The organism is Magnetospirillum sp. XM-1 (assembly GCF_001511835.1).
Taxonomy (GTDB): domain Bacteria; phylum Pseudomonadota; class Alphaproteobacteria; order Rhodospirillales; family Magnetospirillaceae; genus Phaeospirillum.
Map to the genome: position 1 here is coordinate 1,557,421 of NZ_LN997848.1, position 14,720 is coordinate 1,572,140.

Sequence of the window (14,720 nt, forward strand, 5' to 3'; positions counted from 1 at the left end):
CTTCATTAAGTGGGCGGGACGGGTGGGATTGGAATAATACCATTTTAAATATGGGAATTATGGTAATTCGGTACCGGTATGCGTATTTTGCATCGACGCATGCGAATTGGTCGATTCTCGGCCCAAGGTGGTCGCCGTAAGGTGGGGGCAAGCGAAAAACACCAAGACCGAGGACCCCGCCATGACCCTGCACCAGCTGACCCACTCTGCCACCGTCGAGTTCGACTTCCGCCTGGGCGACATTGCGCGCCGCGTCGTCGCCAAGCTCCGGGATTTCGCCGCCGCCCGCCGCCTGGAGCGCGAGCTGGCCATGCTCGACCACCGCGAGATCGCCGACCTGACGTACCGCCGCTAGGACTTTTCCTTCGCGTTCATCCTCCCCCCAGGATGACCTTAGGCCGGTTCCCTCGACGGGAGCCGGCCTTTTCTTTGCCCGCCGCCGCGATGCGGGGTTAGAATCCCCGTATGCCGGCTTCACGCGGGGATTGATGAGCGACCAGGATTTCCTAGCCGTCCTGCAGCAGGGCTATCAGGCCCTCAACGAGCAGCGCGTCGCCGACGCCGCGCTTCTGCTCGAGCCGCTGATCGCCGCCCACCCCGACGAGCCCAACCTGCGCCGTCTGGCCGTCCTTCTGCGCTTTGGCCAGGGGCGGACGGAGGAGGCGGCCGGGGCCCTGCTGGAACTGGGGCGGGACGCGCCCGGCGACCAGTGGGTCTGGGCGACGCTGCTGCAGTACCTCGCCGAGGCGGGGCAGGGGGCGCGGGCCATCGCCCTGTGCCGTGAGGCCCTGGCCGCCCAGCCGGGCATGAGCGACGTGGTCCGGCGGGTGGCGGCGGCGGCGATCAGGCTGGGCGATTACGACACGGTGCGGCGCATGGTGGCCATCGGGCCGGCGGGCGATCCCGCGCTGCGCTATTATCTCGGCAATCTGGTGCTGCGCAGCGGCGACTGGGCGGGCGGGTTCGAGCTTTACGAGAACCGCTGGGCGGCCGAGGGCGCCGAACGCTTCCAGCCTGACTGGACCGGCGCGCCCGATCCCACCGGCATCCTGCTGGTCTATGACGAGCAGGGCTTCGGCGACACCTTGCAGTTCCTGCGCTATCTGCCGGCGTTGAAGCGGCGCTTCGAGGGCCGGGTGGTGCTTCGCGTGCAGGCGCCGCTGGTCCCGCTGGTGGAAGAGATGGCCGATCAGGTGATCGTGCGCGGCCAGCCCGCCAGCGTCATCGTCAAGCCGCCGGGCACCACCTCCATATCCTGCACGCCGCTGATGTCGGCGCCCTGGCTGCTGAACCGCCTGGGCGAGTGGGTCGGCGTCGCCTCGCCGCCCTATTACCGGCCGCCCAAGGCCCTGGTGGAGCGGGCGGCGGCCCTGCTGGGGCCAAAGGGGCGGCGCCCCCGGGTGGGGCTGGTCTGGAAGGGCGTGTCCCGCGCCATCCCCTTCGCCACGTTGGCGCCCCTGCTTGACGACGACAGGGTCGAATGGGTCAGCCTGCAATATGGCGAGCAACCGGGGAACCCTGCGCTGCGCGACACCATGGGCGGCAACGGGTTGGAGCAGGTGGCGGGCCTGTGCGCCCATCTCGACCTGGTGGTGACGGTGGACACCTCGACCGCCCATCTGGCCGCGTCCCAGGGGGTTCCCACCTGGATCATGCTGGACAAGGTGTGTTGCTGGCGTTGGACCGACCGGGGCGAGACCAGCGAATGGTACGAAAGCGTGCGGCTGTTCCGCCAGGAGGTCCAGGGCGACTGGCCGGGCGTGGTCGCCCGGCTCCAGACCGCCCTGGCCGAACGGTTCAGCTGATCGCCTTTTCCAGCACGGCGGCGAAGAAGCCGTCGGTGCCGTGGGCCAGGGGCGACAGCCGCAGCCAGGGCCCCGGCACCGGGCAGGGCGTGCCCGCCAGCTCGGTCCAGATCTCGGGTACCGGAACCGGGCGGTAGTCGGGATGGGCGGCCAGGAAGGCCTCGACCCGTTCCTCGTTCTCTTCGCGCATGATGGAGCAGGTGGCGTAGATCAGCCGCCCGCCCGGCTTGGTCAGGCGCGCCGCGCTTTCTAAGATGGCGCCCTGGCGGGCCACCAGTTCCAGCAGGTCGGTCTCGGCAAACTGCCATTTGGCGTCGGGGTTGCGGCGCCAGGTGCCGGTGCCGGTGCACGGCGCGTCCACCAGCACCCGGTCGAAGGACCCGGCCGAGCGCTTGATCCACTTGTCGGACTCGCCCTCGATCACCCGGCGGGTGACGTTGTGGACGCCGGCGCGGCGCAGGCGGTCCTGGGCACGGTCGACCCGCCACTCGGCCACGTCGCAGGCCACCAGACGCCCCTTGTTCTGCATGGACGCAGCGAGCGCCAGGGTCTTGCCGCCGGCGCCGGCGCAGTAATCCACCACCGCCTGTCCCGGCTTGGGATCGGTGAGCAGGGCCACCAGCTGCGAACCCTCGTCCTGCACCTCGATCAATCCGTTGCGCCATGCCTGGACCTGAACCAGGGGCACGCGGGCGTAAAGGCGCAGGCCGATGGGCGACAGGGCGGTGGGCTCGGACTTGATGCCTTCCTTGGCCAGGGCGCGGATGGCATCTTCGCGCGTCGCCTTCAAGGTGTTGACGCGCAGGTCCAGCGGCGCCTCGTCGCGCATGGCGCCCATCTCGGATTCCAGCCGCTCGCCGAACAGGGCGGCGAGGCGCGGCGTCATCCATTCGGGATACTCGCCGCGCACATGGGGCGGCATGTCGCGGTGGAACAGGCTCTTTTGCCCCGCCAGCATGTCCAGCACCCGGCGCTCGGGCGGCTCGGGCGGGTAGGCGGAGTGGGGGCCCTTGAACAGGTCGGGCTCGGGCCGGATGCCTTCGAACACCATGTCGGCCAGCACGCGGGCCCGCGCCCCGCCCCTGCCCTCGGCATCGGGGCGCTCGGGATGCTCCAGATGCTCCAGCCACCAGTCCAGGCGGGCCCGGCGGCGCAGCACCCGCCACACCGTCTCGGCCACGGCGCGGCGGTCCTTGGCGCCGATATAGCGGCGCTGCTTGAAATAGAACGATGCCACCGAATCGGCCGGCTTGGCCGACTTCTCGATTTCGGAAAGCACCTCGATGGCGGCCTGAAGGCGTGCGGCGGGAGTCATACCGGCGAAACTTTGTCCTGAGAATCGCCGGTATCAGCCGCCATTGCGGCGGCGGCCAAGCGCCCGGAGGGGCGCGCCCGGCGAGGGGCAATACGGCGAGCCGATTCGGCTCGCCAGCACAAGGCCCGATAGATGCGGCAATTCCGCCCGCACTGCAAGCCCCGCATGCCCCCCTGGACGGGAGGCTGCGTTGACAGGATCGCTGGGGCGGGTATCTAGTTTTCGCCGATTAATCTCATTGGACTAAATCGAGATGAACGCGATCCGCACCCTTCTGCTCCTGGCTCTCGCCCTGGTCCCGGCCGCCGCCCAGGCCGGGCCGGAAGCCACCCTGGACAAGGTCAAGCGGAGCGGAACCCTGGTTCTCGGCGTGCGCGAGGCCTCGTATCCGCTGTCCTATCTCGATGGGGCGAAGCAGCCCATCGGCTATCACGTGGACATCTGCCGCAGCATCGCCGAGGCGGTGAAGACCCGTCTGGGCCTCGCCGCCCTCGATGTGCGCACCGAGGTGGTGACCTCGAAGACCCGCATTCCGCGCATGGTGGAGGGCGCCATCGACCTGGAATGCGGCTCGACCACCAACAACGCCGCCCGCCAGGCCCAGGTGGCCTTCGCGCCGACCACCTATGTGGCTTCGGTGCGCATCGCGGTGAAGAAGTCGGCCGGCATCTCCAAGCTGGCCCAGCTGGACGGCAAGGCGGTGGTCACCACCGCCGGCAGCACCAGCGTGCAGCTGCTCAAGGCCCGCGTCCAGGGCCGCAACATCAAGGTGACCGAGGCGTTCGGCAACGATCACGCCGAATCGTTCAAGATGCTGGAAAGCGACCAGGCCGCCGCCTTCGTCATGGACGACAACCTGCTGGCCGGACTGATCGCCAGTTCGGCCGCGCCCAAGGACTACGAGATTCTGCCCCAGACGCTGAACACCGAGCCCATCGCCATCATGCTGCGCAAGGGTGATCCCGCCTTCAAGGCGCTGGTGGACCAGACGGTCAAGGCGATGATGGCCTCGGGCGAGGTGGGGCGGCTGTACGCCAAGTGGTTCCTCTCACCCATTCCGCCCATGAACGCGGCGCTGAACTTCCCCATGAGCCCGGTGCTGGCCAGCCTGATCAAGTTCCCCGGCGACGATCCGGCCGAGGCCTTCAGGCCGGAGGAGTAGGAGGATGCGGGCGGGACGCCCGCGCCCCAACACGTTTCGGAGCGCGGGCGTCCCGCCCGCATCTCCTCAGTCGCTCTTGTAGTTCGGCGCTTCCTTGGTGATGGACACGTCGTGGACGTGGCTTTCCCGCAGGCCCGCCGAGGTGATGCGGCGGAAGGTGCAGCGGGTCTGCATGTCCTTGATGGTGGCGTTGCCGGTATAGCCCATGCCGGCCCGCAAGCCGCCGATCATCTGGTGGATGACGGTGCTGACCGGGCCCTTGTAGGGGACGCGGCCCTCGACGCCTTCGGGCACCAGCTTCAGCTTGTCGCCCACCTCGGCCTGGAAGTAGCGGTCGGCCGAGCCGCGGGCCATGGCGCCGATGGAGCCCATGCCGCGATAGGACTTGTACGAGCGGCCCTGGAACAGGAACACCTCGCCGGGGCTTTCCTCGGTGCCGGCGAACAAGGAGCCGATCATCACGCAATCGGCGCCCGCCGCGATGGCCTTGGCGATGTCGCCGGAATACTTGATGCCGCCGTCGGCGATCACCGAGACGCCGTGCTTGTGGGCCACCTCGGCCACTTCCATGATGGCGGACAGCTGGGGCACGCCCACGCCCGCCACCATGCGGGTGGTGCAGATGGTGCCCGGGCCGATGCCCACCTTGACCGCGTCGGCGCCGGCCTTGATCAGGGCGAGCGCCGCTTCCGGGGTGGCGATGTTGCCGCCCACCAGCTGGATATGGGGCGAGGCCTTCCTGATTTCGGCGATGGTGTCGATGACGCCACGGGAATGGCCGTGGGCGGTGTCGACCACGATGACGTCCACCTCGGCCTCGATCAGCTTCATGGCGCGCGAGAAGCCGTCGGCGCCCACGCCGGTGGCGGCGGCGACGCGCAGGCGGCCCTTCTCGTCCTTGGCGGCGGTGGGATGGGCCTGGGCCTTTTCCATGTCCTTGACGGTGACCAGCCCGATGCAGCGGTAGTCGCCGTCGACCACCAGCAGCTTCTCGATGCGGTGCTGGTGCAGCAGGCGCTTGGCCTCTTCCTTATCCACGCCCTCGCGCACGGTGACCAGCTTGTCCTTGGTCATCAGCTCGTAGACCGGCTGGTTGGCGTCGTTGGCGAAGCGCACGTCGCGGTTGGTGAGGATGCCTACCAGCTTGCCCGAGCCCCGCTCCACCACGGGAATGCCGGAAATCTTGTAATCGGTCATCAGGCGCAGCGCGTCGGCCAGGGTCTGGTCGGGGTGGATGGTCAGCGGGTTGACCACCATGCCGGATTCGAACTTCTTGACCTTGCGCACTTCGGCGGCCTGGGCGTCCACGTCCAGGTTCTTATGGATCACGCCGATGCCGCCGTCCTGGGCCAGCGCGATGGCCAGCCGGCTCTCGGTCACCGTGTCCATGGCCGCCGACAGCAGGGGAATGCCCAGTTCGATGGACTTGGTCAGCCGGGTGCGGGTGTCCGCCTGCGCGGGCAGCACCGAGGATTCCGCCGGGACCAGCAGAACGTCGTCGAATGTGAGGGCTTCCTTGATAATCATGCCGCCTCCGGTGGTGGGGTCCGGTTAGTGGCGCGCCATCATACACATTCGGGGCTATGGCTCAAGCATCGCCTCGCCGGGAGCCATGTGCCGGAAGGAAGGCCGCCATGCCCTTTCCCGTCCGGCCCGCTTCCGGTGGTATAATCGATGGCGGTGGGAAGCATGGTTCGTCAATCCGCGAGGGAGGGTCAAATGCCCAAGCCCTGTATCTGGATTTGCGTCGCCGATGGAACCCGTGCCCGGTTCTTTCATTGCGACGGTCCCGGACGGGATATCGTGCCGGCCTTGAACTACATGCTGGCGGCGCCGTCTCGGGCTCACAACATCAGCATGACCGCCGACCGCCCTGGACGGACCTTCGATTCCGCCGGTGCGGGCCGTCACGCCTATGACGAGGGTGACTGGCAGGACGAGGAGAAGGGCCGCTTCGCCGGCCGGGTGGCCGCCCAGTTGGACCGCGCCGCCCTCGATCACCAGTTCGAGCGGCTGGTGGTGGTCGCTCCTCCGGCCATGATGGGCGAATTGCGCAAGCACTTCACCGGCATCCGGCACCGTATGGAGGTGGTGGAGGTGGTCAAGGACCTGACCCATGCCACCCCGCGCGAGATGCAGAGCCATCTGAGCGAGGCGCTGCGGCACTGAGCCGATGGCATGAAAGCGTGATGCATTCCACGCTTTCGCTTCTTTTTTTTTCGCCCTCGCCGGGCGGGCGCGTCCGCGCCCTTGGCCGCTCGCTCAATGCTGGCATGAGCGCCGCGCCTCGTATGCGGGGCCCGGCGCTCTATTCGGTAGAACCGCGAAAACCCGTGGCCACCACATAGGTCTCGGCCGAGCCCTGGCGGGACGCCGGGGGCTTGGCGTGGCGGACCGTGGTGAAGTTCTTCTTCAACTGGTCCAGCAGGGTCTTCTCGGTGCCGCCCTGGAACACCTTGGCGACGAAGGTTCCGCCCGGCGCCAGCACCTCCATGGCGAAATGCAGCGCCACCTCCACCAGGCCGATGATGCGCAGATGGTCGGTGGAGGGGTGCCCGGTGGTGGGCGCCGCCATGTCGGACAGCACCACGTCGGCGGGGCCGTCCAGGGCCTCCTTCAGGCGGTCGGGGGCTTCGTCGGCCAGGAAGTCGCCCTGCAGCGTGATGGCGCCGGGCAGCGGGTCCCATTCCAGGATGTCCATGCCCACCACCTTGCCGCCGCCCTTGGGGCGAAGCGCGCCGACCTTGTCCACCGCCACCTGGGTCCAGCCGCCGGGCGCGGCGCCCAGGTCGACGACGCGCAGGCCGGGTTTCAGGATGTGGAAGCGCTCGTCCAGCTGGATCAGCTTGAAGGCGGCGCGCGAGCGAAAGCCCAGGCGCTTGGCCTCGTGGACATAGGGGTCGTTGAGCTGGCGCTGCAGCCACAGGGTGGACGACAGCTTACGCTTCTTGGCGGTCTTCACCTTGACGGTGAGATTGCGCGAGCCGCCGCCCGGTCCTGATCCGGTGGTGCGTCCCGAACTCTTCTTGCCGCCACCCGTCGTCATCAGTTCCGCGCTCCCAGGGTTCCGTCTTCGCGCATCATGTTCAGCAGCACGCCTTCGCGCACGCCGCGGTCCGCGACCTTGAGGCGGCCCAGCGGCCACAGCCGGCACAGCGCTTCCAGGATGGCGCAGCCCGCCACCACCAGGTCGGCGCGTTCCTGCCCGATGCAGGGATGGGCGGCGCGCTGGTCGTGGGTCATGGAGGCCAGCTTGCGGGTCACGGCGGCGATGTCGGCGAAGCCCAGCTCCAGCCCGTCCACCTGGGCGCGGTCATAGCGCTCCAGCCCCAGATGCAGGGCACCGAGCGTGGTGACGGTGCCCGACGTGCCCAGCATCTGCACCATGTTGCCGGCCAGCATGGCGCCGATGGTGTGCAGCGCCTCGAACGGACGGAAGGCGGCGCCGATGTGTTCCACCACCTTGGCGTAGCCGGTGTTGGAGGCCAGCTCGTGCGCCCATTGCTCTGCCAGGGTGACCACGCCGGTGGGAATGGATTGAATGCCGACCACATGCTGGCCGAGCGGCGAATTCTGCACCCAGACCAGCTCGGTGGAGCCGCCGCCGATGTCGAAGACCAGCGCCCAGGGCACGTGCGGGTCCAACAGCGAGGCGCAGCCGCCCAGCGCCAGTCCGGCCTCCTCGCTGGGGCTGATGATGTCGGGCTTGAGGCCGGTGCGCTCGGTGATGCGCGCCGTGAACTCGGCGCCGTTGCGGGCGCGGCGGCAGGCCTCGGTGGCCACCAGCCGGGCGCGGCCGACCCGGTTGCGCTCCATCTTCTCGGCGCAGGCTTCCAGCGCGTCCAGGGTGCGGGCCATGGCCGCCTCGGACAGCACGCCGCTGGCGCTCAACCCCTCGCCCAGGCGGGTGACGCGGGAAAAGGCGTCGATCACCTTGAAGGCGCGGCCCTGGGGACGCGCCACCAGCATCCGGCAATTATTGGTGCCGAGGTCGAGGGCGGCGTAAACCGGCGCGCTGCGGGAGGAAGACGACGAGGCGTAAGCCAAAACGGGGAACTCTGCAATTCGGGGCGGCGGATGTTACCCCCAAACGGGCTCGGCTGGGAAGCATCCAGTCCCAATGCCAGGATTTCCCCGGATTTCCGCCCCTTTGCGGCCAATTTCGCTCCTCGCTCTTTCGCCATTGATCCCGCCGAAGGCCTGTGTTAGAAGGTGCGCCTCTCGTGGTCACCCCGGTCTTCGCCGGGAACACGGACCACCAGCCAGACTGGTGGGGGATCGTCTAACGGTAGGACAGCGGACTCTGACTCCGCCAGTCTAGGTTCGAATCCTAGTCCCCCAGCCAACTCACCCGGCATTATGTAGCAAGCTCACTGTCGGTTTCATCTATAGACCGGATTTTGTACCTATAGTCCGGACAGCGACAGGCATAACGCGGACGGATTCTGGCCCCGCCTCCCAGGCATTATCCTTGTAAGACAAGACGATAGGGCCGCCGATCCGGTCCAGATGACGTTCGCATCGTGCCGCAGGCACATCATTGATGACGAACGTGCTTTCTCGGATTGGTCCGGCTTAAAGGGCTATCCGTTGGAGGCAGTCCCGCCCTCGTCTGCGCAGGCCGTTGAGTCCTCTCCTCCGCCCCCGGTTCGGGCCAATCGTGCTATGATCTTCGGCCTCCACTTCGGTTGGAGGCAGGGCCGATGCGCGACGATGACCGCTGGCCAGGGCACCCCAGATTGCTGCCCGACGAGTCTGTATCTTCATGGTTCACCCGAACCGCTGCCGCCAACGGTCTGCGGCCGGGCGAGCTTTACCGCATTGTCCAGCCCGGCGGAGACCGTAATCCCCGCGATTTCGACCGCCATGCCGACGACTGCCTGCTGGACCTGTTGGCCGACAAGACGGGACTCCCGGTCGAAGGCCTGAAGCTCGCCACCTTTCGCCGCTGGTCCGGCCGGTTGTTCGAGCATGACGACGGCCTCAACAAGCTGGCATGGCTGCCGCCGGCCGGGCGCGAGGGTGGCAGGCGCTGCTTTGGCCAGCAGATCTGCCCCTGGTGCCTGCGGGCGGATGCGCAGCCGTATTTGCGCCTCAACTGGCGGCTCTCCTTCTTCACCACTTGTCCGATCCACGGACGCCTGCTGCTGGACCGCTGTCCCTCCTGTGCCGAGCCGTTCAGTATTCTACGCCAGGACGGGCGCGGCGCCATCTGCTGCCCAGGCTGTGGCGCTGATCTCCGCGACTTGACCGGGGACGAGCCCGCCCTTGATACCGTCTCTGTACAGCGCGACCTGCTGGACTTGATCCGGGAGGGATGGCGGGACCTCGGCGAATATGGGCCGGTCTATTCCTTCGCGGTGTTCGAGCTGCTGGCAGTGATCACCCGCCTTCTCGCTGGTGGCAAGCACGCCTACGCACTCAGAACCAGGATCGCCGAGCATGAGGCAGGCCTGTCGGTGAGGCCCGAGGCCGTTCCCCGTGCCCGTGACGGTGCGCTACTGACTCCACGCGCCCGAGGCGTGCTGGTCGCCATGGCGCATTGGCTGATGGCGGACTGGCCGCACCGCTTCGTCGAGGCCGCCAAGGCGGCGGGCATGGCCAGCACCGATCTGCGCAAGCGCCCCGTGGGCGAGTATCCCTTCGCCTACGCCCATGCCGTGGACTGGTACCTGAAGCAGCCGCACAAGGGCGACGCCACGGCAGAGATCATGGTGGCGGCCCAGGTGCTCCACGACCACGGCCAGTCGGCCAGCCACCGCAATCTTGTGGCCCTGTGCGGAACCAAGCTCGGCTCCATGGGCGGAGTGGCCGAGCCCGTAGCCTCTGGCCTGCCCTGGGGCAAGGGTCGCTATTGGAAGCTGGATGGCGTTTCCCCCGAGGTGAAGGCCGCCGCCCGCCGGGCCGCGCATGGTGCCGGCGAAGACGTGGGGCCATGGCTGGATGCCCTGCTTCGCCGGACGCTTGGTCTTGGTGCCATCAAAACACCTTTTGATGGTCATGATCCCGACACAATCACGCCTGACGGTAACGTTGGTTGTGAAGAGTGATGGGGGACACTCCATGCCCGTGCGCAAAATCGGTCTTTGCTATCGCAGTGTCAGTGGGCGGGTGCCCATGGGACAGGGGGGCCCCGGCGTCCAGGTGGAATCGACCCTTGAGCGGGATTTCGCGCTGCTCTGCCGCTTCGATCCGTCCGTCGCCGGCATCGAGGAACAGCCGTTACGGATCGAATACGACGATGCCGACGGCCGTGCCCGCTCCTACGTGCCCGACTTCCTGGTGGCCTATCGCAGCGCTCGGTCCGTGCCCCGTCTGGTCGAGATCAAATATTCCACAGATCCCATGCTGATCTCCGGGCAACTGGACGGCCGCGCCTATGCTCGCCGCCATGGTTGGCGCTTCCAGGTGGTAACCGAGTTGGAAATCCGCACACCCCGGCTGGAGAACGCCACCTTCCTGCTGCCGTTCCGAGGCCGTCCCGTTGCGCCTGATCTGCGGGAGGCCTTGCGCTCGGCCCTGCGGGATGGTGGCCAGAAGAATGTCGCGTCGCTCGCCGACGAGATGGCCGTGGCGCTGGGCCTGAACCGGCCGGAGGTTCTGCCCGGCATTTGGACCATGGTGGCGGAGTTCAAGGTAATGACCGACCTGGATCGTCCCCTGACCATGAGCAGTCTCGTCGCACTGGCAAAGGAGAAGCGGTCATGAACAATGGCTTCAGCTTTCAGCCCGGCGCCTCCGTTCTCTGGCGCGGCAAGCGCTGCACCATCGTCGAGGCGGTGACGGCCTCCTCGGTCCTGCTCGACGTCGGGGATGGTCAGGACAAGAAAGTGGTGCCCGTCTCCAAGCTGCGTCCAATCAGGGATGCCGAAGCCGTTCAGGCCGACCGCAGCCTTGACGCACTGGTTCCCGAAGATCTGGCCGAGGCCAAACGGCGCTTTGCTATCATCAAACCACTGGTGCGTTGCGAGCGTCGGCGGGAGAAGGACGTCCTTGGAATCGCCGAGGCCAATGGAATCAGCCGAACGACGATCTATGACTGGATCAGGCTGTACGAAGGGCGGCGTCGGGTCAGCGATCTCGCGCCGAGGCGAAAGGGGCGCAAAATGCCCAAGCGCCTGTCGCCCGTGACCGAGGCGAAGAACTTTATGGTCATCGACCACGGCCAGGATGCGGAACCGTCGCCCGTCGCTGAACGCGTGGGAGGCAAAATCCAACGATCAGCGTTGGTTCGGCCCCATAGGGGGCGCCATCGGCGCCCACGTGCCCTGGGCACGCTTGCTGCCCGTGCGGCGAACGGCGCCAGTTTTTCCTCCCGGTACAGCCGCAACAGCTTGTTGCGGCTGCGCTTCATTCGGCCGTCACCTGTCGTCGACGGACTCTACCTCAGGACGGATACATTTTCGGGGAACAGGTCAAAGGCAGAACACTTTTCCGAAATGTCGGAGTGCATGCTTATAGCCACTGGCGTCAAACCGGTTGGTCGCCGACACCTGAATCGCCAAGCCCCGACTATCCTTGAGTGCCCTGATAGATCGGCAGACTGCCGGGTCGTCGTCCAGCAGCACCCATGCTTTGACATCGACGTGATCTTTGAGCCATGCGGCCACGTCCTCGGCTTTTATCGAGAACTCACTTTGCTCGGGCAGACAGCAAAATGGCTTTGTTATTCCTTGGGCGATAAGCTCGCGGATGGTTTCTTCCGCACCGAGATGCCGCCGCCAAGACGAATGGACCACGATATCTGCTTGTGCATCACGGACCAGCTTGTTGACCCATTCGACGGCAGCCTGGTCAAAGCGGTCGGCGCCAGCCGGCAGCAGCACGTCATCAATGTCCAGAAAGACTACCGCTGCGGTCATTACGTATCACCACGAAAGCCATCGCTCATTGGAGCTGCTAAGACCAAGCTGCGCTCTTCAAGACATCCGATTCTGATAGGCATAAATGGGGCTCCGCTTTGCGAAGCCGGGTGTTTGAAGGAGCCGCCCCTGGCGCCGGTTGGCCCTGGTCGGTGGCGGTCACATCCACACGGTTAGGCCATCCACGGGCACATGATACTCAGCCCTGTCCGATTAAAATCCGCACGTATTGACGATCGCATAATCATCCAACCTATTGATAGCCTCCTTCTGAATTGCCTCATGCAGGCGTTACGTTGCTGGCCGATGCAAGGATTGTCCTCGTTCCAGTGTGAGCTGTGTCTGTCCGGTCAATAGGTTGTGTTTCCGGATATATCCGCCTTAAAGGCGCCGGGCAGTCAGGATTAAAGGTGCAAATTGCCGCCTCTCACTGGGTTTTCGTCCGATCCATCCTCAAATCCGACACTCACCACGCCCCGGATGGCCAGCCGCTGCCATTTGCGGGCGAGATCAGTCGGGTACGGGCAGTGCGAAATGGAAGACGCTGCCTTGATCCGGTGTTGATTCGGCCCAGATCCGCCCACCGAGACGCTGGACGATCCGTTTGCAGATCGCCAGTCCGCTCCCCGTGCCGATGCGTCGGTCGCTGGGGCTCAATTGACGGAACAACTCGAAGACGTCTTCACCCTCGGCATTGAATCCGATGCCGTTGTCGGTGACGGCGAAATGCCATTCCGTCCCGATGGGCCGGGCCGAAACCTCGATTCGGGCGCGGCGCAGCGGATGGCGGAATTTCAGCGCGTTGCTGATCAGGTTCTGGAACACCTGCAGCAGCAACACGTCGTCCGCCTCCACCTCGGGGAGGGGGCCGACAACGAGTTCGGCCCCGGATTCCTCGGCGAGCGCGGAAAGGTTCTCCAGCGCCGCCTTGCAGGCGAACGCGGCCGACACCGGATGCAGTTGCCCGGCATTGAGGGAGACATTGGCGTAGGTCAGCAGGCTGCCGATCATGTCGTAGATCCGCGTCGCGCCCTCGACCAGATAATCAAGGTACTGCCGTTCGTTCTCGTCCAGCTTGGCTACGCTGCGACGTTGCAGCATCTGGGCATACATGCTGACCGAGCGGATGGGTTCGCGCAGGTCATGGGCCGCGACCATGGTGAAACGTTCCAGTTCCGTGTTCATGACCGTCAGGCGGTCGATGGCGGACTGCAAGGCGGCGGCGTTGCGCTGGTGCTCGGCCACCCGGGCCTCGAGGACGGCGACTTCGCGTCGGCGGCGTTCGGTTTCGCGCCGGCCCAGCAGGTTGCCGACCCGCGCCAGGACCACCCCGGGAATCAGGGGCTTGCGAACGAAGTCGTCGGCGCCCAGGGCGATTCCGCGTTCCTCGTCGCCGGTGCCGTCCAGGCTGGTGAGGAAGATGATGGGAATGTCGCTGGTCGCCGCCTCTTCCTTCAGGCGGCGGCACGTTTCGAAGCCGTCCATCCGGGGCATCACCACGTCGAGAAGAATCAGGTCGGGATTGGGGCCGGCGGCCAGTCGCTCGAACAGTTCCGATCCATCTCCGACGCTTTCCACCCGGTAGAGCTTCGACAGCAGATCGACCAGAATGAGGATGTTGTCCGGCTGGTCGTCCACGACCAGGACGATGGGGCGCTGATCCAAGGCATCCTCCCTTATTCCACAGAAACCCGCCCGTGGGCGCGGGTGCGGGCGACGACCTCGTTGCCGTTGCCGCGATATTCCAGCTGAGAGAAGCTGAGCGTGTTGGCGAGCGCGATGCCGCGTCCGTGCACGTCGAAGGCGCGCTTGGGGTCGAACTGCAGGTATTGCTGCCAATCGAAGCCCGCTCCCTGGTCGACGATCGTGAACTCGACGTCTTCACCCAGGTGGTTGATTCCGATTCGGGCGACGCGTTCCGACCACGGCGATGCCGCAAGGCGGGATTCGATCTCCTGTTCCCACCGCCAGCTTCGCCGCAACGCCGTCTTCTCGTCGTAGCTGATGCCGAGATTGCCGTGCTCGACGGCGTTCATCATCAGTTCGAACAGGCCCAGGCCGGCGTCGTCGGGGTTGTCGCAAAGCTGTGCCAGGCCGGCGGCGAGGGACTGGGCCTCCTGCGGCGTGCGAAAGGTGAACTCGCCTCCCGTCATCAGTCTTACGGTGGCGGTCAGGGCGTCACCGGCCTGGCGCAGGCTGTTGCTCTCGGCACGGTCGGAGACCACGCTTGCCACAAGGAGCCGCAGCACGTCCGGCGAGAACGGCTTGGACAGATAATAGTGGGCGCCTGCTTCCAGGCCCTGGCGGATATCGTCCTGAGCCGTCGCGGCGGTTTCCATGATAACCGGCGTCCTGGCCAGGCTCGGCGTCGCCTTCATGCGCTTGAGCAGGCTGAGGCCGTCCAGGCGCGGCATCATCCGGTCGAGCAGAACCAGATCATAGGGTTGGCCTGCCAGCATTTCCCATGCCTGCTCGCCGTCCACGGCCTGGTCGACCATGTATCCCGCGTCGGCCAGGGTGTCGGTGAGCACCAGCATGCTGACGGGATCGTCATCGACGGCAAGAATACGAACCAT

The 14,720-nt window shown here is 66.2% G+C and carries 13 protein-coding genes, 1 tRNA gene and 1 pseudogene; 8 read left to right on the forward strand and 7 right to left on the reverse strand.

Going from position 1 to position 14,720, the window contains the following annotated elements; all coding sequences use genetic code 11:
* The first annotated feature begins 181 nt into the window (after positions 1-181).
* Both XM1_RS24485 and XM1_RS07340 read left to right on the forward strand, forming a co-directional pair.
* Positions 182-355, forward strand: a complete 174-nt coding sequence (locus XM1_RS24485) for a hypothetical protein (RefSeq protein WP_172821893.1) — start codon at positions 182-184, stop codon at positions 353-355.
* 133 nt (positions 356-488) lie between these two features.
* Entirely contained in the window at positions 489-1,805 is a 1,317-nt protein-coding gene (locus XM1_RS07340) for a tetratricopeptide repeat protein (protein ID WP_068432035.1), read from the forward strand.
* Here the strand turns inward: XM1_RS07340 and XM1_RS07345 are convergent.
* Positions 1,798-3,120 carry an RsmB/NOP family class I SAM-dependent RNA methyltransferase gene (locus XM1_RS07345; protein ID WP_068432038.1) on the reverse strand — a complete coding sequence of 441 codons (1,323 nt, stop codon included), beginning with the start codon at positions 3,118-3,120 and terminating at the stop codon, positions 1,798-1,800. The two genes, XM1_RS07340 and XM1_RS07345, sit on opposite strands and share 8 nt — an antisense overlap.
* Positions 3,121-3,373: 253 nt before the next feature.
* Between XM1_RS07345 and XM1_RS07350 the strand changes: the two genes are divergently transcribed.
* A complete protein-coding gene (locus tag XM1_RS07350) occupies positions 3,374-4,282 on the forward strand; it encodes an amino acid ABC transporter substrate-binding protein (RefSeq protein ID WP_068432041.1) in 909 nt (302 codons plus the stop codon).
* 66 nt (positions 4,283-4,348) lie between these two features.
* On the opposite strand, the gene guaB is transcribed toward XM1_RS07350, so the two are convergent.
* Positions 4,349-5,809 carry an IMP dehydrogenase gene (gene guaB, locus XM1_RS07355; protein ID WP_068432044.1) on the reverse strand — a complete coding sequence of 487 codons (1,461 nt, stop codon included), beginning with the start codon at positions 5,807-5,809 and terminating at the stop codon, positions 4,349-4,351.
* A 192-nt stretch (positions 5,810-6,001) separates the two neighbouring features.
* Here guaB and XM1_RS07360 point away from each other — a divergent pair, with 192 nt between their 5' ends.
* The gene (locus XM1_RS07360) at positions 6,002-6,451 is read left to right on the forward strand and encodes a host attachment protein (RefSeq protein ID WP_068432047.1); all 450 of its coding nucleotides are present in this window, start codon (positions 6,002-6,004) and stop codon (positions 6,449-6,451) included.
* 139 nt (positions 6,452-6,590) lie between these two features.
* Here XM1_RS07360 and XM1_RS07365 read toward each other — a convergent pair whose 3' ends face one another.
* The gene (locus tag XM1_RS07365) at positions 6,591-7,328 is read right to left on the reverse strand and encodes an RlmE family RNA methyltransferase (RefSeq protein ID WP_068432051.1); all 738 of its coding nucleotides are present in this window, start codon (positions 7,326-7,328) and stop codon (positions 6,591-6,593) included.
* Entirely contained in the window at positions 7,328-8,329 is a 1,002-nt protein-coding gene (locus XM1_RS07370; protein ID WP_231920720.1) for a Ppx/GppA phosphatase family protein, read from the reverse strand. The genes XM1_RS07365 and XM1_RS07370 overlap by 1 nt, the downstream gene beginning before the upstream one ends.
* A 224-nt stretch (positions 8,330-8,553) precedes the next feature.
* Between XM1_RS07370 and XM1_RS07375 the strand changes: the two genes are divergently transcribed.
* The 4 genes and pseudogenes from XM1_RS07375 to XM1_RS24855 form a co-directional block, all read left to right on the forward strand.
* Positions 8,554-8,627, forward strand: a tRNA-Gln gene (locus tag XM1_RS07375).
* Positions 8,628-8,985: 358 nt separating this feature from the next.
* Complete coding sequence (locus tag XM1_RS07380; RefSeq protein ID WP_068432057.1) at positions 8,986-10,332, forward strand: TniQ family protein; 1,347 nt, start codon at positions 8,986-8,988, stop codon at positions 10,330-10,332.
* 67 nt (positions 10,333-10,399) lie between these two features.
* The gene (locus XM1_RS07385; RefSeq protein ID WP_068432060.1) at positions 10,400-10,990 is read left to right on the forward strand and encodes a heteromeric transposase endonuclease subunit TnsA; all 591 of its coding nucleotides are present in this window, start codon (positions 10,400-10,402) and stop codon (positions 10,988-10,990) included.
* Positions 10,987-11,376, forward strand: a pseudogene (locus XM1_RS24855) (helix-turn-helix domain-containing protein); the annotation flags it as partial. The gene XM1_RS07385 and the pseudogene XM1_RS24855, both read left to right, overlap by 4 nt.
* Positions 11,377-11,697: 321 nt before the next feature.
* On the opposite strand, the gene XM1_RS24865 reads toward XM1_RS24855, so the two are convergent.
* From XM1_RS24865 to XM1_RS07400, 3 genes are all read right to left on the reverse strand, one after another.
* Complete coding sequence (locus XM1_RS24865; RefSeq protein ID WP_231920721.1) at positions 11,698-12,144, reverse strand: HAD domain-containing protein; 447 nt, start codon at positions 12,142-12,144, stop codon at positions 11,698-11,700.
* A 510-nt stretch (positions 12,145-12,654) separates the two neighbouring features.
* Positions 12,655-13,809, reverse strand: coding sequence for an ATP-binding protein (locus tag XM1_RS07395; protein WP_068432066.1), 1,155 nt, complete (start codon positions 13,807-13,809; stop codon positions 12,655-12,657).
* 11 nt (positions 13,810-13,820) lie between these two features.
* Positions 13,821-14,720, reverse strand: a complete 900-nt coding sequence (locus XM1_RS07400; RefSeq protein ID WP_068432069.1) for a response regulator — start codon at positions 14,718-14,720, stop codon at positions 13,821-13,823.

What these genes read in the sequence shown, in the direction of transcription:
- XM1_RS24485 (WP_172821893.1), top strand. Translation starts at nt 182, where the DNA reads ATGACCCTGCACCAGCTGACCCACTCTGCCACCGTCGAGTTCGACTTC.
- XM1_RS07340 (WP_068432035.1), top strand. Translation starts at nt 489, where the DNA reads ATGAGCGACCAGGATTTCCTAGCCGTCCTGCAGCAGGGCTATCAGGCC.
- XM1_RS07345 (WP_068432038.1), bottom strand. Translation starts at nt 3,120, where the DNA reads ATGACTCCCGCCGCACGCCTTCAGGCCGCCATCGAGGTGCTTTCCGAA.
- XM1_RS07350 (WP_068432041.1), top strand. Translation starts at nt 3,374, where the DNA reads ATGAACGCGATCCGCACCCTTCTGCTCCTGGCTCTCGCCCTGGTCCCG.
- guaB (WP_068432044.1), bottom strand. Translation starts at nt 5,809, where the DNA reads ATGATTATCAAGGAAGCCCTCACATTCGACGACGTTCTGCTGGTCCCG.
- XM1_RS07360 (WP_068432047.1), top strand. Translation starts at nt 6,002, where the DNA reads ATGCCCAAGCCCTGTATCTGGATTTGCGTCGCCGATGGAACCCGTGCC.
- XM1_RS07365 (WP_068432051.1), bottom strand. Translation starts at nt 7,328, where the DNA reads ATGACGACGGGTGGCGGCAAGAAGAGTTCGGGACGCACCACCGGATCA.
- XM1_RS07380 (WP_068432057.1), top strand. Translation starts at nt 8,986, where the DNA reads ATGCGCGACGATGACCGCTGGCCAGGGCACCCCAGATTGCTGCCCGAC.
- XM1_RS07385 (WP_068432060.1), top strand. Translation starts at nt 10,400, where the DNA reads ATGGGACAGGGGGGCCCCGGCGTCCAGGTGGAATCGACCCTTGAGCGG.
- XM1_RS24865 (WP_231920721.1), bottom strand. Translation starts at nt 12,144, where the DNA reads ATGACCGCAGCGGTAGTCTTTCTGGACATTGATGACGTGCTGCTGCCG.
- XM1_RS07400 (WP_068432069.1), bottom strand. Translation starts at nt 14,720, where the DNA reads ATGGTTCGTATTCTTGCCGTCGATGACGATCCCGTCAGCATGCTGGTG.